This is a genomic window from Pseudomonas sp. E102 (assembly GCF_052660185.1).
Map to the genome: position 1 here is coordinate 659,145 of NZ_CP084025.1, position 17,776 is coordinate 676,920.

The following is a 17,776-nucleotide window of genomic DNA, read 5'->3' on the forward strand; positions in this document are numbered from 1 at the left end:
TCTCTTATTTTTTGTGGACGAAGCGAGTTGTTGCCGCATTTTTTGGGTGCGAACGGTACGGTGGGGGCAGGTTGTTAAAGCGACTGAGGATCAGCCGGACGGTGCAGGGCGTGGGGACATGGCATCGAACCTGTTGTTATTGGTTTTGTGCGAGCGATGGTGAAGGGCGGCCCGGGATCGGTTCAATTGCTGTTTGCGGGTTTTGGGCGATTATCGAACAGCAAAACAATCGAATGGATGGTCGCAATCCCCTGTGGGAGATTCTATGTTGCAGGGGAACCCTGCAGCATAGAATTAGGGCGCTATTCGCTCTGGTTTTTCATCAGGGCGAATGCCACCCGACACAATTTACGGGCGAGGCTCACCAACGCTTGGGTTCTGGCGAAACCTCTCGCCAAGCAGGCTCTCAAAGGCTGATCGAGTACCGGATACTGTCGACCCCCGTTAGCCAACTTGTGGATAAAGCAGGCCCTAACAAAAAGCCCACCTTTCGGTGGGCTTTTTGTTTTCAGTACATCAATCAGAACAACTTCGTCTCCGGCGCTTTTTCCGCCAGCGGTTCGTGCTTGCCCGTCTCGGCATTCCAGCCACCACCCAGGGCCTTGTACAAATTGACCTCGCTGGTCAGTTGCGCAAGGCGGTCGGTGATCAGCGATTGTTGTGCGCTGAACAACTGGCGTTGGGCGTCGAGGAAGGTCAGGTTGCTGTCGACGCCGATGCGGTAGCGACGCTCGGCCAGGCGGTAGTAGTCCTGGTTGGCGGCGACGAAGTCGGTCTGGGCCTGCAGCTGTTCGTTGTAGGTCTGGCGCGCGGCCAGGCCGTCGGAGACTTCCTGGAACGCTGTCTGAATCGACTTCTCATACTGCGCGACGTTGATGTCTTTCTGGATCTTGGCGTAATCCAGGCTCGCCCGCAGGCTGCCGGCGTTGAAGATCGGCAGGTTGATCTGCGGCGCGAAGGTCCAGGTGCCCGAACCGCCCTTGAACAGACCGGACAGGTCAGGGCTCAGGGTACCGGCGTTGGCCGTAAGGCTGATGCTTGGGAAGAACGCGGCCCGTGCGGCGCCGATGTTGGCATTGGCGGCGAGCAGGTTGCGTTCGGCCTGGAGAATGTCCGGACGACGTTGCAGCAGGTCCGACGGCAGCCCGGCCGGCACTTCGCTGAGCAGGTCATCGCTCAACGGTTGAGTGCGCAGGTTGGCCGGCAGGCCGGTGCCCAGCAGCAGCGTCAGGCTGTTTTCATCCTGGGCCACTTGGCGGGTGTAGCGAGCCAGTTGCACGCGGGCGTTTTCCACCGCGGTGCGCGCCTGGCTCAGGTCCAGGGCCGAGGCCACGCCGACTTCGGCGCTACGCGAGGTCAGCTTCAGGCTCTGTTCGTAAGTGCCCAGGGTGTCCTGGGTCAGCTTGAGCAGTTCCTTGTCCGCCTGCCAGGTCAGATAGGCGTTGGCGACGTTGGCCACCAGGCTGATCTGGGTGCTGCGACGGGCTTCTTCGGTGGCGAAGTAGCTTTGCAACGCTTGCTCGCTCAGGCTGCGGACGCGACCGAACAGGTCCAACTCGTAAGCGCTGATCCCCAGCGTTGCGGAGTAGGAACTGCTGATGGCCGCTTCGCCGGTCTGCGAAGCCCGTGCCGGCACGCGCTGACGGCTGCCGGAGCCGGTTGCCGAGACCGCCGGGAGCAGGTCCGCCCGCTGGATGCGGTATTGCGCGGCGTAGGCGTCGATGTTCAACGCAGCGACGCGTAGGTCGCGGTTGTTTTCCAGGGCAACCTGGATCAGCTGTTGCAGCGCAGGGTCATGGAAAAACTGCTTCCAGCCCTGCTCGGCGGCTGCCTGGCCGGGGGCGTTGGCAGGTTCGTAGGCCGGGCCTTGCGGGTACTGCGCCGCGACCGGAGCTTCGGGCCGCTGATAGTCCGGGATCAGGGAGCAACCGCTGAGCACGACCGCGGCGATGGTCAGGGAGAGTAGCGACTTGCTCATTGGCCAGCCTCTTTAGAAGTTTCAGGAGTGTTGTCCTGGTCGGCATTTTTGCGACGACCTAACGACGACACTGTCACGAAGAACAATGGCACCCAGAAGATTGCCAGGATGGTGGCCGTGAGCATACCGCCGATCACGCCGGTACCGATGGCGTGCTGGCTGCCCGAACCGGCGCCGGTGGAAATCGCCAGCGGGACGACGCCGAGGACGAACGCCAGGGACGTCATGATGATGGGCCGCAGACGCATCCTACAGGCTTCGATGGCGGCTTCCACCAGGGTCCGGCCTTGTTCGTGGAGTTCCTTGGCGAACTCGACGATCAGGATGGCGTTTTTCGCCGCCAGGCCGATCGTTGTCAACAAGCCCACCTGGAAGTACACGTCATTGGACAGACCGCGCAGGCTGGTGGCCAGCAGGGCACCGATAATCCCCAACGGCACCACGAGCATGACGGCGATCGGAATCGACCAGCTTTCATACAGTGCCGCCAGACAGAGGAATACCATCAGCAGCGAGAGCGCGTACAGGGCTGGGGCCTGGGAACCCGACAGGCGTTCCTCGTACGAGAGGCCTGTCCAGGAGATGCCGACGCCGGCCGGCAACTTCTTGGCGATGGCTTCGACCTCGGCCATGGCTTCACCGGTGGAATAGCCCGGCGCCGGAGCACCCAAGACTTCCATCGCTTCCACGCCGTTGTAGCGCGCGAGCTTCGGCGAACCGTAGGTCCACTCGCCTTTGGCGAAGGCGCTGAACGGTACCATGGTCCCGGCGCTGTTGCGCACGTACCACTTCTTCAGGTCTTCCGGACTCATGCGAGCGCCCGGCTGGCCTTGCACGTAGACCTTTTTAACCCGGCCACGGTCGATGAAGTCGTTCACGTAGCTACTGCCCAGGGCGATCGACAGGGTGTTGTTGATATCGGCCAAGGTGATGCCCAGCGCGCTGGCCTTCTCGTCGTCGATCTCGAGCTGGTATTGCGGCTCGTCGTTCAGGCCGTTCGGACGGACCTGGGTCAAGACCTTGCTCTGGGACGCCATGCCCAGGAACTGGTTACGAGCTTCCATCAGCTTGTCGTGGCCGATGCCGGCGCGGTCCTGCAGGAACACGTCGAAACCGGTGGCGTTACCCAATTCCAGCACTGCTGGCGGGGCGAAGGCGAACACCATTGCGTCACGGAAGGTAAAGAAATGCTGCTGGGCGCGAGCGGCCAGCTTGAACACGCTGTTGTCGGCGTTACGCTCCTCCCACGGTTTCAGCATGATGAACGCCATGCCCGAGCTCTGGCCACGACCGGCGAAGTTGAAGCCGGTCACGGTAAACACCGAGGCCACGGCATCGCCTTCACCTCCGTCCTTGCTTGGACGCAGCAGGAACTCACGCATCTTGTCGACCACCACCTGGGTGCGCTCGGCACTGGAGCCGGCCGGTGTCTGTACCTGGGCAAACAACACGCCCTGGTCTTCTTCGGGCAGGAACGCGGTAGGGATGCGGGTGAAGAGCCAGACCATGCCGACCACAATGATCACGTAAGCGAGCAGATACGGAGCCTTGCGCTGGAGCATGTTGCCCACGCCACGCTCGTAACTCCTGACGCCACGGTCGAAAGTGCGGTTGAACCAGCCGAAGAAACCGCGTTTCGGCGTGCCGTGCTCGCCTTTCGGAATGGGCTTGAGCATGGTGGCGCACAGGGCCGGGGTGAAGATCAGGGCGACCAACACCGACAGCGCCATCGCGGAGACGATCGTGATGGAGAACTGTTTGTAGATCACGCCGGTGGAGCCGCTGAAGAACGCCATCGGCAGCAGCACCGCCGAAAGCACCAGGGCGATACCCACCAGGGCGCCCTGGATCTGGCCCATGGACTTCTTGGTGGCTTCCTTGGGCGACAGGCCTTCTTCGCTCATCACCCGTTCGACGTTTTCCACCACGACGATGGCGTCGTCCACCAGCAAGCCGATGGCCAGCACCATGCCGAACATGGTCAGGGTGTTGATGCTGAAGCCGGCCGCCGCGAGAATCCCGAAGGTACCCAGCAACACCACCGGCACCGTCATCGTGGTGATGATGGTGGCTCGGAAGTTCTGCAGGAACAGGAACATCACCAGGAACACCAGCACGACCGCCTCGACCAGGGTTTCAACCACACCCTTGATCGACTCGCTCACCACCGGCGTGGTGTCGTATGGGAACACCACTTCTACGCCCTGGGGGAAGAACGGCTTGAGGTCGTCAATGGTCTTGCGCAGGGCTTTGGCCGTGTCGAGTGCGTTGGCACCGTTGGCCAGTTTTACCGCCAGGCCCGACGCTGGTGCGCCATTGAACTGGGCGCTGATGCTGTAGTTCTCGCCGCCCAGGCCAACGTCGGCCACATCGCCAACGCGCACTTGGGAGCCGTCCGGGTTGACCTTCAGCAGGATCGCCTTGAATTGCTCGGCGGTCTGCAAGCGGGTCTTGCCGATAATGGTCGCGTTCAGTTGCTGGCCGGGCAGGGCAGGCAAGCCGCCGAGTTGGCCGGACGAGACCTGGACGTTTTGCGCGGCGATAGCGTTTTTGACGTCCACCGGGGTCAGGCTGAAATTGTTCAACTTGGCCGGGTCGAGCCAGATCCGCATCGCATACTGGGCCCCGAAGACCTGGAAGTCGCCGACACCGGCAGTGCGCGAGATCGGATCCTGCATGTTGGACACGATGTAGTTGGACAGATCGTCCTTGGTCATGCTGCCGTCGCGCGACACCACCCCGATCACCATCAGGAAGTTTTTCACCGACTTGGTCACGCGGATGCCTTGCTGCTGCACTTCTTGCGGCAACAGCGGGGTGGCCAGGTTCAGCTTGTTCTGGACCTGGACCTGGGCGGTATCGGAGCTGGTGCCCTGCTCGAAGGTCGCGGTGATGGTCATGCTGCCGTCGGAGTTACTTTCCGAGGACACATAACGCAGGTTGTCGATGCCGTTGAGCTGCTGCTCGATCACCTGCACCACGGTGTCTTGTACGGTTTGTGCGGAAGCACCTGGGTAGGTCACCTGGATCGCAATGGCCGGCGGCGCGATGCTCGGGTACTGGTTGATCGGCAACTTGAGGATCGACAAAGCGCCGACCAGCATGATCACCAGGGCGATCACCCAGGCGAAGATCGGACGGTCGATAAAGAATTTCGACATGGTTTACTCCCCTTTGCCGCCGGCGGCTTTGTCAGCTGCCTGAGCGGGGGCCGGGTTCTTAGCGCCAACGTTGGTGGCTTCGGTGGCTTTGACTTCCACCCCTGGCCGTACGTACTGCAACCCTTCGGTGATCAGGCGATCACCGGCCTTGAGGCCGTCTTCGATCAGCCATTGGTTGCCAACGGTGCGGCTGGCCTTGAGCTGACGCAGTTCGACCTTGTTATCAGCGCCCACGACCATGGCGGTCGGCGTACCCTTGAGGTCGCGGGTCACGCCTTGCTGCGGTGCCAGGATCGCCGCGCTGTTCACGCCAGCCTGCAGTTGCGCGTGGACAAACATGCCCGGCAGCAACGTGTGGTCGGGGTTGGGGAACACGGCGCGCAAGGTCACGGAGCCGGTGGTCTGGTCGACCGAGACTTCGGAGAATTCGAGCTTGCCTTCATGGGGGTACTGGCTGCCGTCTTCCAGGGTCAGCTTGACCATGGCGGCGTTGTCGCCGGCCTTCTGCAGGCGGCCGCTTTCCAGCTCGCGGCGCAGTTGCAGGAGCTCGACGGAGCTTTGCGTCACGTCGACATAGATCGGGTCGAGTTGCTGGATGGTCGCCAGGGCATCGGTCTGCCCGTTGCTGACCAGCGCGCCTTCGGTCACCGAGGAACGTCCGATGCGACCTGAAATCGGCGCATAGACCTTGGTGTACCGCACATTGATCTGCGCGGTCTGCAGGCTGGCTTCCGACTCCAGGCGATTGGCCATGGCAGTGTCGTATTCCTGGCGGCTCACGGCTTGTTCATCAACCAATTGCTTGTAGCGATCAGCGATCGACTTGGTGGAACGCAGGTTGGCCTCGGCGCTCTTGAGGTTCGCTTCGTAAACGGCGGGGTCGATCTGGTACAGCTGCTGGCCGGCCTTGACGTCGGCGCCTTCCTTGAACAGGCGCTTGAGGATGATGCCATTGACCTGAGGGCGCACTTCGGCAACGCGGAACGCACTGGTGCGGCCCGGCAGTTCAGAGGTCAGCGTAAAAGGCTGGGTCTTGAGGGTTACGACGCCGACCTGAGGAGGGGGAGGCGCGGGTGCAGCCTCTTCCTTTTTGCATCCGCTGAGCAGCGATGCCAGGGCGATGGCAGTGACCAGAGCGGTAACAGCTGGCTTGAATTGCATGGAAATCCTCGGGTCCAGGCGCGTAACAGGCGCGCTCGAAAGTGAAAGGTGAAAAAAGAGCCAGATAAGCAATTAGTAGGATGCTAAGAAATATACTTACGTACACGGTTGTTTGTAAACAGCCAAATTGCGTACCATCCGGATTTACAAAAGCCTGACAAAGGCCAATGCGGACCGGGGACGCGTGCAGGCAGACGTTGCCTATAGATTGTCCTGCTGATCCTTACGCATTGCTTACGCATCCTGATTGAGGTGTTTACTGCCATGGTCCGTCGTACCAAAGAGGAAGCCTTGGAGACTCGCAGCCAGATACTCGAAGCGGCCGAAAAAGCCTTCTTCGAGCGAGGCGTTGCGCGTACCACGCTGGCCGATATCGCGACGCTCGCGGGTGTGACACGGGGCGCCATCTATTGGCATTTCAGCAACAAGGCGGATCTGCTCCAGGCCATGCTCGATACGCTGCATGAACCGCTCGATGAATTGGCCCGCGCGAGCGAAAACGAGGAAGAGCTTGATCCCCTGGGGTGCGTGCGCAAGTTGTTGGTACGGTTGTTCCAGCAGGTGGCCCTGGACCCGAAAACCCGGCGCATCAATGAGATTCTGTTCCATAAGTGCGAGTTCACCGATGAAATGTGCGATTTGCGCCAGCAGCGACGTGAAGTCAGCCTCGACTGCAACGTGCGTATCGCCTTGTCGTTGCGCAATGCAATGAAACGCGGCCAGTTGCCGGATGACCTCAATCCCGAAAGGGCGGCGGTTGCCATCCATGCCTATATCGACGGCATTCTTTACCAGTGGTTGCTGGCTCCAGACAGTTTCGCCCTGGCGAATGAAGCCGAACGCTGGGTGGACATCGGGCTGGATATGCTGCACCTGAGCCCTAGCCTGCGCAAATGAAACAAAATGCGTAATTGAATCGGTTTGTGTCAATACGGGCGCGTGAGAAAGGCTTTATAAACTGACGTCGGCCAAGGGTATATAAAATCAATGGCGAATTTTGTAGGAAAATTGTTTCGCGGTTGTAAGCGCAGTGGCCCGGTGCGCTTACAAAGTGGAAATATGTGCCCCATCGGGTTGGCCTGACGGGGCAGTATTCAGCTAATTACGATTTCTACGGTAAAGCCGTAGGGTTCTCCCTCCGCCGCGTGCGTGATGCGAGTTGTGCAATTGACGGGCGTTGCGCCAATAGAGGTCACGTTATGGGTCCGTACCGGTGTCAGGGTGGGGGTGAAAACGCCAAAAGAAGTCTCCACCCGTAAGCCGAAATCGAAGCGGAATCCACATTGTTTGTCGCCAAACACAATGAAGTGTTGGAACATATCCTTGCTACGGCTGCGCAATGTCCTGACGTACGAGAAGTCGAATTTCAACGCCTGGATATCCCCGCGACGGATATTGAAGAAGTCATGATCAATGGCGTTCAGGTTGAGGTTATTTTCGCGAAATTGAAAAGCCTGGTCGGTGTGGTTGAATATCTTGACCAGCAATCGGGTTTTATCCTGGCGAATCTTTTCTTGCTCCCAGGCTTGAATCTTCCGGTCGACCTCATCGTTCTTTTTATTCTTTTCTATCAAGGCGTTAAGTGCCTCGGCGTACTCTGTCGTGTCGAGTGACTTGAATTGCTCGTACAAGACTGACAAGGGCAAAAAGCGGAACTGTGAAAGGAGTCTCTCGATAAGGTCGTTATTGGCCGGTGGCGTGCTGTCCGTCGCGTCATTCATTCTCAAATTCCTTTTTTCAATGTTGCCTTTCATTGGCAGAGGGGAACGCCGTATGCGCTCACTGTTCCCGATAATGAGCGGCTTTGCCTTGATTACAAAGTTCTTATGTTTGACCGAATATTGGAAATTAAAAAAGCCCTGGCTCTTTCGAGGCAGGGCTTTTATAGAGGTTGAGATTAAAGTACAGGGTAATCGATATAACCCACCGGGCCTTTCCCGTAGAAGGTTTCCGGATGCGGCTCGTTCAATGGCGCGTCGGCTTTCAAGCGTGCCGGCAGGTCCGGGTTGGCAATGAATGGCACGCCAAACGCCACGGCGTCCGCCTTGCCTGCTGCCAGCCAGGCGTTGGCGCTTTCCTTGGTGAAGCGCTCGTTGGCAATGTACGGGCCGCCGAAGGCTTGCTTGAGTTGTGGGCCGATGCTGTCGTCGCCTTCTTTCTCGCGGGAGCAGATAAAGGCGATGCCACGCTTGCCCAGCTCGCGGGCGACATAGCTGAAGGTTTCCAGACGGTTCTCGTCGCCCATGTCATGGGAATCGGCGCGCGGCGCCAGGTGTACGCCCACGCGGCCGGCGCCCCAGACGTCGATGGCCGCATCGGTGACTTCCAGCAGCAGGCGAGCACGGTTTTCCAGGGAGCCGCCGTAGTGATCGGTGCGCTGGTTGGTGCTGCTTTGCAGGAACTGGTCGAGCAGGTAGCCGTTGGCACCATGGATTTCCACCCCGTCGAAACCGGCGGCCTTGGCGTTTTCGGCACCGACGCGGTAGGCATCGACGATGTCGGCGATTTCAGCGGTTTCCAGTGCTCGCGGTGTCGGGTAGTCAGCCAACGGGCGAACCAAGCTTACGTGGCCCTTGGGCTGGATGGCGCTCGGTGCCACTGGAAGTTCGCCGTCCAGGTAGGAAGGGTGGGAGATCCGGCCCACGTGCCAGAGCTGCAGGAAGATCTTGCCGCCGGCGCCGTGGATGGCTTTGGTCACGTTGGCCCAGCCGCGTACCTGGTCGTTGGACCAGATGCCAGGGGTGTCCGGATAACCCACGCCCATTGGCGTGACCGACGTGGCTTCGCTGAGGATCAGGCCGGCGGAAGCGCGTTGCACGTAGTATTCGGCCATCAAGGCGTTGGGTACGCGGCCTGCGTCGGCGCGGCAGCGGGTAAGCGGGGCCATGATGATGCGGTTCTTCAGCTCGATGTCGCCGAGTTTGATGGGGTCGAAAATTGTTGCCATGAAATACAACCTCGCAAAGTGAAGGATCAGAAGTCAGTGAGTGGCAGGTGCCAGGTCGGCATGGCCGCCCTGACGGAAAGTGATCAGGGTCACCAGCAGCGCCAGCACGGCCAGCGCGCCGGCGGCGAGGGGCACGGTGGTCAGGCCCAGGCCATGGTCGATGACAGTGCCGCCGACCCAGGCGCCCAAGGCATTGCCAATATTGAAGGCGCCGATATTCAAGGTGGACACCAGGTTGGGCGCGTCTTTGCCGAAGGTCACCACGTTGACCTGCAGGGCCGGCACGGCGGCGAAGCAGGCGGTGGCCCACAGGAACAGCGTTATCTCGGTCGGGATCAGCGCCACGCTGGTCCAGCTCAGGACGGTGGACACGACGGCCATGGTCAGGAATACGCCCATCAGCGTGTTCGCCAGGCTCTTGTCCGCCAGCTTGCCGCCAATGATGTTGCCCAGGGTCAGGCCGAGGCCGATCAGTACCAGGGTCCAGGTCACGCCACGGGGCGACACGCCGGTCACTTCGCCGAGCAGCGGGGCGACGTAGGTGAACAGGGTGAATACCGAAGCGGAGAACAGCGCGGTCATGCTCAATGACAGCCACAAGCCGGCGCCCTTGAGCGCCACCAGCTCTGAACGCATGTCGAGTTTTTCCTCGTCGCGCTTGGCCGGCAGGAAGCGGATCAGGCCGATCAGGGCAATCACGCCGATGATCGTCACGGCCCAGAAGGTCGAGCGCCAGCCGGCTTGCTGGCCCAATGCAGTGCCCAGCGGTACTCCAAGCACATTGGCCAGGGTCAGGCCGGTGAACATCAGGGCCACGGCCGAGGCACGCTTGTTGGGCGCCACCAGGCCGGCGGCGACGACCGAGCCTATTCCAAAGAACGCACCGTGGCAGAGGGCGGTGACGACTCGGGCAAACATCAGCACGTTGTAGTCGCTGGCTACTGCGCAGAGCAGGTTGCCGACAATGAAAATCCCCATCAATGCCACCAACGCAGCCTTGCGCGGCAGTCGCGCGGTGGCCAGGGCCATGAACGGCGCACCGATGGCCACGCCTAGGGCGTAGCCGGTCACCAACCAGCCGGCGCCGGGAATCGATACGCCCAGGTCCGCCGCCACATCGGGCAACAGGCCCATGATGACGAATTCCGTCGTGCCGATGGCGAAGGCGCTAAGCGCCAGAATCAAGAGTGAAAGGGGCATTTCGAATCCTTGTCGGTTTAGAGCTCTTGGCTCATTTGCTTGAGGAACTGCTGGATCACTTCCTCGTTGCGTTTGAAGAAGTGCCATTGACCGACCTTCTGGCTGGTGATCAACCCGGCCCGTTGCAACACCGCCAGATGCGCCGAAACCGTGGACTGCGACAGGCCGCAGCGCTGGTCGATCTGGCCCGCGCAGATGCCGAATTCGTGGTTGTGCAACTGTTCGGGAAACTGGGCCTTGGGGTCCTTGAGCCAGTTGAGGATGTCTCGCCGTACTGGGTGTGCCAGGGCTTTTATTATTTCGTCGAGGTCGAGAGTCATTGGGGCAGCTCACATGAATAACGCTATATCGCGATGAGGCGAACCTTAAATCGTTGCTTCGCGATATACCAATATGTATTTGATCTGAAGATCTTTCAAATCGCTATATCGGGTTATAACGATATAGGCGTCGGGGTGCTAAGCTGCGGGCCATGAACTATCTCGCACACCTGCACCTCGGCGGCCCTGGCCGGGAACAACTGCTCGGCAGCCTTTATGGCGACTTCGTCAAAGGGCCGCTGCAGGGCCAATTCAACCCGCGGATCGAAGCGGCGATAGCCCTGCATCGACGCATCGACATGTACACCGATCGCCATCCGCTGGTGGATATCGCCTTGTCGCGTTTTTCCACGGTGCGGCGGCGTTATGCCGGGATCGTGCTGGATGTATTCTTCGACCATTGCCTGGCCCGGGATTGGACGCTGTACAGCGAAGGACCGCTGATGGACTTCACCTCCCGGGTCTATCAGGTCCTCGCTGCTGAACCGCAACTGCCGGGGCGGCTGGCGCAGATCGCACCTTATATGGCGGCGGACGACTGGCTGGGGTCGTATACGCAATTCGAGGTGCTGGGCCAGGTGCTGCGCGGCATTTCCCGGCGGCTATCGCGGCCGGAGGAACTGGCGGGGGCGATGTCAGAACTGGTCAGGCTCTATGAGCCGTTGAGCGAAGACTTTCGGTTGTTCTATCCGCAGTTGCAGGATTTTGCGCGGAATCAGGCCTCACCGCAGGACTAAATTGTGGGAGCGAGCTTGCTCGCGATGGCGGTGTATCAGCCAGCACATCTGCTGAATGTTAAATCGCGATCGCGAGCAAGCTCGCTCCCACAGGGGCTCATGCGCATTCGGATCAAGCCGCAATCGCCGCGGGCCGAACCGGAATTGTCTGCTTCTCGGGCATTTCGCCGAACAATGCTTTGTGTACCGCTTGTTGCGCCTGGAAAGCCAGGGCCGCGCGTTCCTGGCCGTGGCAAGCAATCGGCGCCAAGAGATGGATTTCCACATCGCCACGATCATTGGCGAACAATCGCATCAGGTGCGACAGCAGATCGTCATCGCCAATGAACGGCGCCAGCAAATCGGGTTCGCCCTTGCGCAGGTAACGGATCGCCACCGGTTGCAAGGCCACGTCGGCATCGATGGCCGCCGACAACAGGCGGCCGTGGAAAGTGCGCAGCGTGCGGCCGTCGGTGGTGGTGCCTTCGGGGAACATGAGCAGCGGATAGGCCTGCTCCAGGTGACGGCTCATCTGCTTGCGAATCAACTGACTGTCGCCCGAACCACGACGGATGAACAGGCTGCCGGCCTTGGCTGCCAGCCATCCGGCGACCGGCCAGGTACGCACTTCGGCCTTGGACAGGAACGACAGGGGCGTGAGCATGCCCAGCAGTGGGATATCGGTCCAGGACACGTGGTTGCTGACCCACAGCATCGGCTGTTTCGGCAGTTGCCCATGGACGGTGACGCGAAAGGGCAGGGCATTGGTCAGCCGCGCCATGAAGAAACGCGACCAGCGCTGGCGGCGCACCATCGAATGAGCGAGTCCCAGACGTTCCAGCATCCCGAACACACTGGCCATGGCCAGGCCCAGGGTGACGACCAGCAATACTCGTGCGACTCGCGCGTACACCCGCAACCGGCTCATCAGACCGCCGCCTTGAAGTGACGGGCATAACGCGGGCAGAGCTCGTCGCGCTTGAGCAGGATAAACACGTCGGCCACCTGGAAGTCTTCATCCCAGCAGGGCTCGCCGCAGATTTTCGCCCCCAGGCGCATGTAGGCCTTGAGCAGCGGGGGCATTTCGGCGATGACGTTGGACGGGACGTCCAAAGCCGGCAACGGCTTTTTCGGCACCGCTTGCAGGTGTTCGGTGCACAGGTAGCGCTCGCGCAGGCGCTGCATGATTGCCTGGGCCTGGATGCCGCCGTCCTGCATCGGGATGCTTGCGCAACCCATCAAGTAGCTGTAGCCGCCTTGATTGAGGACTTCGGCCAACTCGCCCCAGAGCACCGCGATGGTACCGCCGTTGCGGTAGGCCGGGTCCACGCAGGTACGGCCTATTTCCAGAATCGGGCCTTGGAGATGAATTAGGCCGTGGAGGGCGAATTCTTCTTCGCTGTAGAACCGGCCCAGGCTGCTGGCGGCCTGGTGGTCGAGCAGGCGAGTGGTGGCCACGAGGCGCCCAGTGTTCAGGTCGCGTACGCCAATGTGAGCGCAGTGAACATCATAGTCATCCATGTCCAGACCCATCTCCGCGCCCTTGAGCTTGGCGTTGAATTCGCCGCTGAAGACGTTGAAGCGCAGGGCCTGTGCTTCTTGCAAGGCCTGGGCGCCGATCAGGCGTTCGGCTTGCAGGCGGCGTTCATTGCCGGTGTCGCTGATGCGGGCGATCTGGGTCATAGCGAATCTCCGTGCGGGCTGTTCAGTTGCAGCCTGTCGACTTTCTTTATGCAGCCATGTTGTGCAAAGTCAGGCTATGTAGCCCCGGTGTCATCGCCATGAAGCTTTGGTGATGCTTATATGACAGCCCACAAGGAGGCCCAGATGCCTTGGCAAACCCTGATCGAACGCGGCGAGCGGCTGCCCGCCTGTGCGGATCTGGCCGAAGGTTATGCCGCGTTGCTGCATCGCTTGGGGTCGGTGACGCCGTTCGAGTTGGCCGTGGTCGGCGGTCGGTCGATGGCCACGCCCGGGTTGGCGTTTCTGGTGGGTTACCAAGCGGCGTTGCGGGCGCTTTGGCCGAGCGCGCCCCAAAGCCTCGGTGCGTTGTGCGCCACCGAGCAGCGCAGCTTGCGCCCGGCGGACATGCAGACCCGACTCGCCGACTTGCGGCTGAGCGGGCGCAAGGATTTTGTCACCGCGGGCGATGCCGCCGAGTGGTTGCTGGTCGCGGCCCGAAGCGAGGCTCCCGACGAGGCGCCGCGATTGAACCTGGCGGTGGTGCATGCGGGCGAACCGGGCGTGACGCTGGAAAAGTTGCCGACGTTGCCGTTCATGCCGGATATCAGCCATGGGCGGATGTTGCTGGACGGTGCGCTGTGCCAATTGCTCCCCGGCGACGGCTGGGACGTCTACGTCAAACCGTTTCGCACCTTGGAAGATGTCTACGTGCTCAGTGCAATGACCGCCTGGTTGTACGGCTTAGGGCAAGAATGCGGCTGGCCCCGGCCGTTGCAACTGCGTCTGTTGGCGTTGCTCGCCGGTTGCGCGCAGACGAGTCGCCACAACCCTTCGAGTGCTGTCGCGCATGTGTTGCTGGGTGGGCTGTTCGCCCAATTCAAAGGGCTCGATGCTGAGTTGGACGATGCCTTGGCCGATGGGCCGGCGGCGTGGCGTGAGATGTGGGGGCGTGACAAGGCGGTGATGGACATCGCGGCGGGGGCGCGGGCCAAGCGGTTGGACAAGGCGTTGGGGTCTTCGTCGATTTGAAGGGCCTCATCGCGAGCAAGCTCGCTCCTTCGGGGCTTGCGTCGCGCATAAGGTCCGCTGTGGGAGCGAGCTTGCTCGCGAAGGCGTCCTTTCGAACACCAAAACTCAAACTGTCATCAAGTCTGAATAGGCTCTGCAAGTTCACCTCTGCGAGCCCCGCGCATGCCCAAAGGCTGGTTGTTGCTTTCGCTCCTGCTGCTGACCCTGACGGCCCGCGCCGAAGTCTGGCCTGGCGAACAATGGCCGACCGGCCAGGCCTCGAGTGGGCCGGCCATCGAAGCCTTGGCGCATTACGCTTTTGCACCCAGGGACGACGCCACCCGCCAAGGCATCCGCACCGACGCGCTGGTGGTTATCCAGGACGGTCGACTGGTCTACGAACGCTACGCCGGACCGACTGACGTACAGACCCCGCACCTGACCTGGTCCATCAGTAAAAGCCTGCTGGCGACGGTGTTCGGCGTTGCCTACGGTGAAAAACGCTTTGCCCTGGATGATCCAGCCGCCCAGTACTACCCGCCGCTCAAGCGACATCCGGACATGACCCTGGCCGATCTTTTTCATTGGACGTCTGGCCTGGACTGGCAAGAAGACTATGAATACGCGCCACTCAATTCCTCGGTCGTGGCGATGCTCTATACCCGTGGGCGCCACGACATGGCCGCGTTCACCGCCAGGCACGAAAGCTTCAGCCCACCCGGGCAGGTGTTCCGTTATTCCAGCGGCGACAGCAATCTGCTGGCGGCAGCCCTGAAAAATATCGTCGGCCCGGCGCGTTATGCCGATTACCCCTGGACAGCCTTGTTCGAGCCGCTGGGCATCCGCCACGCGACCTGGGAAACCGACGCCAGCGGCACGTTTGTCGGTTCGTCCTATGCCTATCTCACCGCCCGGGACCTGGCGCGTGTCGGCGTGCTGATGCAACGCGATGGCCGTTGGGGCGATCGGCAATTGATTCCCAAGGATTGGATTGCCTTCAACCGCGAGCCTTTCGCTCGGTTTCAGGCGGGCCAGGACGAAGCCGTGCCTGGCGGACACTGGTGGCTCAATCGCGGCGCCGACCCGTCGATCCGCCCGTGGCCCGACGCGCCGCCGGATACGTTCGCCGCCCTGGGCCATTGGGGCCAGGCGTTGTATGTCATCCCCAGCGCCAGGCTGGTGATCGTGCGCTACGGCGATGACCGCGACGGCACCTATCGCCACAACGAACTGCTCAAGCGTGCCATGGCGGCCTTCGCCGGGACGGTGCAACCATGAAGCGCAGGGTAGTGCTCATTCTTTTGTCGATGTTGCTTGTTGGCCTGTTCGGTTGGGGCTGGCAGGAGCGGGTGGCCTTGCGGGCGTTTCCCGACATCATCAGCGCCTATACCGCGAAGGAATACTGCTCGTGCCGCTATGTGATGCGGCAACCGGCCGACTATTGCCGCGGCTATGTGAAGCAGTCGGTGCCGATCAGCGATTTCCTCGAGACCGTCGAAGCAAAACGCATCACAGTCAGCGGCTTGGGGCCTAGCCACAGTGCGCGGTGGATGGGGGAGCGGGAAGGCTGTCGGTTAGAACCCTGAATGCTGTTTCAGCGATGCCTTTTGTGGCGAGGGGGCTTGCTCCCGCTCGAGTGCGCAGCGCTCGCAAATCCTTCAGTCAATCGCGACTTGGGGCTGCTTCACAGCCCAGCGGGAGCAAGCTCCCTCGCCACTGGGTTATGTTGGCAGCAGCGATGTTGTGAAACTGACAGTTTGCAAGCGCCCTCGGCCCGGTTAAGGTTCGCCACAGGTTTATCTGCCCCCCGAGTCTGTATGTTCAAGCGGTTATTTTCTCGTGCTGTCACCACCTTGCTCCTGGCCTGCGCCACGCTGCCGGCCCAGGCCGACTGGTACCTGGATGGTGAGTCATCGCGACTGTCCTTTATCAGCAGCAAAAACGGCAATGTCTCCGAAGTCCAACGTTTCCTGGTGCTTCATGGGCAGGTCCAGCCCAAGGGCCAGGCACGGTTGGAGGTCGAACTCGAATCCATCAACAGCGGTATCCCCCTGCGGGACGAGCGCATGCGCGCCGAGTTGTTCGATATCAAGCAATTCGCCGAAGCCACCATCACCGCGCAGCTCGACCTGATGCCGATCCAGGACCTGGCCAACGGCGCGCAACTGGAACTGCGCCTGCCGGTGACCGTGGACCTGCATGGCAAGCAGCATGAGTACAACGTCCAACTGCTGGCGACTCGCCTGGATGAGCGGCGTTTTCAGGTCGTGACCCTGGAACCGGTGGTGCTCAACGCGGCGGATTTCGACCTGGCGCCGGGGTTGGAGAAGCTGCGCGACCTGGCCGGATTGTCGACCATCAGCCTGTCGGTGCCGGTGAGTGCGGTGCTGATTTTCACGGCGCGCTGACATGAGCGGCCCGGTCTTTCCCTGGCGTGAAGGCAATCGCTTCGAGCTGTTGATCGACGGCCCGCAATTTTTCCCGCGCATGCTGGTGGAAATCGCCCGCGCCCAGGAACAGGTCGAACTGGAGTTGTACCTGGTGGAAGCGGGCGCTTGCGCCGAGGCGATGGTCCAGGCCCTTGTCCAGGCGGCCGAGCGCGGGGTGCGCGTGCGCTGTCTGTTCGATGACTATGGCAGCCTGGCGTTTACCTTGGGCCTGCGCAATCGCCTCATCCAGGCGGGCGTGGAGCTGCGGTTCTACAATCGCCTGAGTTGGCGGCGTTGGGTGCGCAATCTCTACCGCGATCACCGCAAGTTGCTGTTGGTCGACCAACGCTTGGCGGTGGTGGGCGGTACCGGGGTCACCGACGAATTCTGGAACCCTTCGGACGACCGAAGCGATTGGCACGAAGTGATGGTGGAAATCGTCGGCCCGCTGGTGCTGGACTGGCAGTTGCTGTTCGATCGCCAATGGCTTGCCAACCGCCATCGACGGGCCTGGAAACCGGCGTCCAATTTCGGCCTGCCCCGTCTGCCTCGCGTCCCGCCGGTGGGCGAAGGCATGGGCCGGGTCGCCTATGCCGACGCCCGCCAGCACCGCGACATCCTGCAGTCGCTATCCCGGGCATTGAACAGCGGCCAGAAACGCATCTGGATGGCCACGCCATACTTTTTGCCGACCTGGAACGTGCGCCGCTCCTTGCGCAAGGCCGCGGCGCGAGGCATCGACGTGCGGCTGCTGCTGACGGGCCCGCGCACGGATCATCCATCGGTGCGATACGCAGGCCATCGCTATTACCCACGCTTGCTCAAGGCAGGGGTGAAAATCTACGAATACCAGCCCTGCTTCCTGCACTTGAAAATGGTGCTGGTGGACGATTGGGTCAGCATTGGCTCATGCAATTTCGATCACTGGAACCTGCGCTTCAACCTCGAAGCCAACCTGGAAGCACTGGACTCTGGGCTGAGCAAGGCCGTGGCCGCCAGTTTTGAACGGGACTTCGAGCAGAGCCTGCAAGTGAGCCTCGACACCTGGCAGCGCCGGCCATTGTGGAAGCGCATCAAGCAAAGGGTATGGGGGTTGGTGGATCGGGTGGTGGTGAATCTGCTGGATCGGCGGGGCTAACCATCCACCGTAAAACCAATGTGGGAGCGAGCTTG

At 61.2% G+C, this 17,776-nt stretch carries 16 protein-coding genes; 7 read left to right on the forward strand and 9 right to left on the reverse strand.

Annotated elements, in window-relative coordinates; translation table 11 throughout:
* Window positions 1–520: 520 nt before the first annotated feature.
* The 3 genes from adeC to DOCECA_RS03200 are packed head-to-tail and all read right to left on the reverse strand — an operon-like array spanning window position 521 to window position 6,300.
* Window positions 521–1,978, reverse strand: coding sequence for an AdeC/AdeK/OprM family multidrug efflux complex outer membrane factor (gene adeC / locus DOCECA_RS03190; protein WP_420766763.1), 1,458 nt, complete (start codon window positions 1,976–1,978; stop codon window positions 521–523).
* Window positions 1,975–5,139: an efflux RND transporter permease subunit EmhB gene (gene emhB, locus DOCECA_RS03195; RefSeq protein ID WP_434562726.1), complete on the reverse strand. Its 3,165-nt coding sequence runs from the start codon at window positions 5,137–5,139 to the stop codon at window positions 1,975–1,977. The genes adeC and emhB overlap by 4 nt, the downstream gene beginning before the upstream one ends.
* A 3-nt stretch (window positions 5,140–5,142) precedes the next feature.
* Window positions 5,143–6,300 (reverse strand): efflux RND transporter periplasmic adaptor subunit, encoded by a 1,158-nt coding sequence (locus tag DOCECA_RS03200; RefSeq protein WP_420766761.1) that lies wholly within the window; start codon window positions 6,298–6,300, stop codon window positions 5,143–5,145.
* 264 nt (window positions 6,301–6,564) lie between these two features.
* Here DOCECA_RS03200 and DOCECA_RS03205 point away from each other — a divergent pair, with 264 nt between their 5' ends.
* The gene (locus DOCECA_RS03205; RefSeq protein ID WP_420766760.1) at window positions 6,565–7,197 is read left to right on the forward strand and encodes a TetR family transcriptional regulator; all 633 of its coding nucleotides are present in this window, start codon (window positions 6,565–6,567) and stop codon (window positions 7,195–7,197) included.
* A gap of 197 nt (window positions 7,198–7,394) precedes the next feature.
* Here the strand turns inward: DOCECA_RS03205 and DOCECA_RS03210 are convergent, their stop codons facing one another.
* The 4 genes from DOCECA_RS03210 to DOCECA_RS03225 form a co-directional block, all read right to left on the reverse strand.
* Complete coding sequence (locus tag DOCECA_RS03210) at window positions 7,395–8,021, reverse strand: hypothetical protein (protein ID WP_445571433.1); 627 nt, start codon at window positions 8,019–8,021, stop codon at window positions 7,395–7,397.
* A gap of 176 nt (window positions 8,022–8,197) precedes the next feature.
* On the reverse strand, window positions 8,198–9,247 hold the full coding sequence (locus tag DOCECA_RS03215) for an alkene reductase (protein ID WP_420766758.1): 1,050 nt from the start codon (window positions 9,245–9,247) through the stop codon (window positions 8,198–8,200).
* A gap of 33 nt (window positions 9,248–9,280) precedes the next feature.
* The gene (locus DOCECA_RS03220; RefSeq protein WP_420766757.1) at window positions 9,281–10,447 is read right to left on the reverse strand and encodes an MFS transporter; all 1,167 of its coding nucleotides are present in this window, start codon (window positions 10,445–10,447) and stop codon (window positions 9,281–9,283) included.
* A 17-nt stretch (window positions 10,448–10,464) separates the two neighbouring features.
* The gene (locus tag DOCECA_RS03225; RefSeq protein ID WP_057449693.1) at window positions 10,465–10,767 is read right to left on the reverse strand and encodes an ArsR/SmtB family transcription factor; all 303 of its coding nucleotides are present in this window, start codon (window positions 10,765–10,767) and stop codon (window positions 10,465–10,467) included.
* A 152-nt stretch (window positions 10,768–10,919) separates the two neighbouring features.
* On the opposite strand from DOCECA_RS03225, the gene DOCECA_RS03230 reads away from it, so the two are divergent.
* Window positions 10,920–11,504 carry an ACP phosphodiesterase gene (locus tag DOCECA_RS03230; protein ID WP_434650175.1) on the forward strand — a complete coding sequence of 195 codons (585 nt, stop codon included), beginning with the start codon at window positions 10,920–10,922 and terminating at the stop codon, window positions 11,502–11,504.
* A gap of 112 nt (window positions 11,505–11,616) precedes the next feature.
* On the opposite strand, the gene DOCECA_RS03235 is transcribed toward DOCECA_RS03230, so the two are convergent.
* Window positions 11,617–12,411: a lysophospholipid acyltransferase family protein gene (locus DOCECA_RS03235; RefSeq protein WP_445571434.1), complete on the reverse strand. Its 795-nt coding sequence runs from the start codon at window positions 12,409–12,411 to the stop codon at window positions 11,617–11,619.
* A complete protein-coding gene (olsB, locus tag DOCECA_RS03240) occupies window positions 12,411–13,166 on the reverse strand; it encodes an L-ornithine N(alpha)-acyltransferase (RefSeq protein ID WP_434562738.1) in 756 nt (251 codons plus the stop codon). The genes DOCECA_RS03235 and olsB overlap by 1 nt, the downstream gene beginning before the upstream one ends.
* A gap of 144 nt (window positions 13,167–13,310) precedes the next feature.
* Here olsB and DOCECA_RS03245 point away from each other — a divergent pair, with 144 nt between their 5' ends.
* From DOCECA_RS03245 to DOCECA_RS03265, 5 genes are all read left to right on the forward strand, one after another.
* Window positions 13,311–14,195, forward strand: a complete 885-nt coding sequence (locus DOCECA_RS03245) for an acyl-CoA dehydrogenase (protein ID WP_434610039.1) — start codon at window positions 13,311–13,313, stop codon at window positions 14,193–14,195.
* A gap of 162 nt (window positions 14,196–14,357) precedes the next feature.
* A complete protein-coding gene (locus DOCECA_RS03250) occupies window positions 14,358–15,452 on the forward strand; it encodes a serine hydrolase domain-containing protein (RefSeq protein ID WP_445571435.1) in 1,095 nt (364 codons plus the stop codon).
* The gene (locus DOCECA_RS03255; protein ID WP_445571436.1) at window positions 15,449–15,760 is read left to right on the forward strand and encodes an amidase; all 312 of its coding nucleotides are present in this window, start codon (window positions 15,449–15,451) and stop codon (window positions 15,758–15,760) included. Before DOCECA_RS03250 ends, DOCECA_RS03255 begins: the two co-directional genes overlap by 4 nt.
* A gap of 231 nt (window positions 15,761–15,991) precedes the next feature.
* Entirely contained in the window at window positions 15,992–16,582 is a 591-nt protein-coding gene (locus tag DOCECA_RS03260) for a YceI family protein (RefSeq protein WP_420766750.1), read from the forward strand.
* A gap of 1 nt (window position 16,583) precedes the next feature.
* Window positions 16,584–17,741 (forward strand): phospholipase D-like domain-containing protein, encoded by a 1,158-nt coding sequence (locus tag DOCECA_RS03265; RefSeq protein WP_445571437.1) that lies wholly within the window; start codon window positions 16,584–16,586, stop codon window positions 17,739–17,741.
* Window positions 17,742–17,776: the final 35 nt, after the last annotated feature.

Bases quoted from the DNA above. Each gene is read 5' to 3' on its own strand.
- adeC (WP_420766763.1), bottom strand. From the start codon at position 1,978: ATGAGCAAGTCGCTACTCTCCCTGACCATCGCCGCGGTCGTGCTCAGC.
- emhB (WP_434562726.1), bottom strand. From the start codon at position 5,139: ATGTCGAAATTCTTTATCGACCGTCCGATCTTCGCCTGGGTGATCGCC.
- DOCECA_RS03200 (WP_420766761.1), bottom strand. From the start codon at position 6,300: ATGCAATTCAAGCCAGCTGTTACCGCTCTGGTCACTGCCATCGCCCTG.
- DOCECA_RS03205 (WP_420766760.1), top strand. From the start codon at position 6,565: ATGGTCCGTCGTACCAAAGAGGAAGCCTTGGAGACTCGCAGCCAGATA.
- DOCECA_RS03210 (WP_445571433.1), bottom strand. From the start codon at position 8,021: ATGAATGACGCGACGGACAGCACGCCACCGGCCAATAACGACCTTATC.
- DOCECA_RS03215 (WP_420766758.1), bottom strand. From the start codon at position 9,247: ATGGCAACAATTTTCGACCCCATCAAACTCGGCGACATCGAGCTGAAG.
- DOCECA_RS03220 (WP_420766757.1), bottom strand. From the start codon at position 10,447: ATGCCCCTTTCACTCTTGATTCTGGCGCTTAGCGCCTTCGCCATCGGC.
- DOCECA_RS03225 (WP_057449693.1), bottom strand. From the start codon at position 10,767: ATGACTCTCGACCTCGACGAAATAATAAAAGCCCTGGCACACCCAGTA.
- DOCECA_RS03230 (WP_434650175.1), top strand. From the start codon at position 10,920: ATGAACTATCTCGCACACCTGCACCTCGGCGGCCCTGGCCGGGAACAA.
- DOCECA_RS03235 (WP_445571434.1), bottom strand. From the start codon at position 12,411: ATGAGCCGGTTGCGGGTGTACGCGCGAGTCGCACGAGTATTGCTGGTC.
- olsB (WP_434562738.1), bottom strand. From the start codon at position 13,166: ATGACCCAGATCGCCCGCATCAGCGACACCGGCAATGAACGCCGCCTG.
- DOCECA_RS03245 (WP_434610039.1), top strand. From the start codon at position 13,311: ATGCCTTGGCAAACCCTGATCGAACGCGGCGAGCGGCTGCCCGCCTGT.
- DOCECA_RS03250 (WP_445571435.1), top strand. From the start codon at position 14,358: ATGCCCAAAGGCTGGTTGTTGCTTTCGCTCCTGCTGCTGACCCTGACG.
- DOCECA_RS03255 (WP_445571436.1), top strand. From the start codon at position 15,449: ATGAAGCGCAGGGTAGTGCTCATTCTTTTGTCGATGTTGCTTGTTGGC.
- DOCECA_RS03260 (WP_420766750.1), top strand. From the start codon at position 15,992: ATGTTCAAGCGGTTATTTTCTCGTGCTGTCACCACCTTGCTCCTGGCC.
- DOCECA_RS03265 (WP_445571437.1), top strand. From the start codon at position 16,584: ATGAGCGGCCCGGTCTTTCCCTGGCGTGAAGGCAATCGCTTCGAGCTG.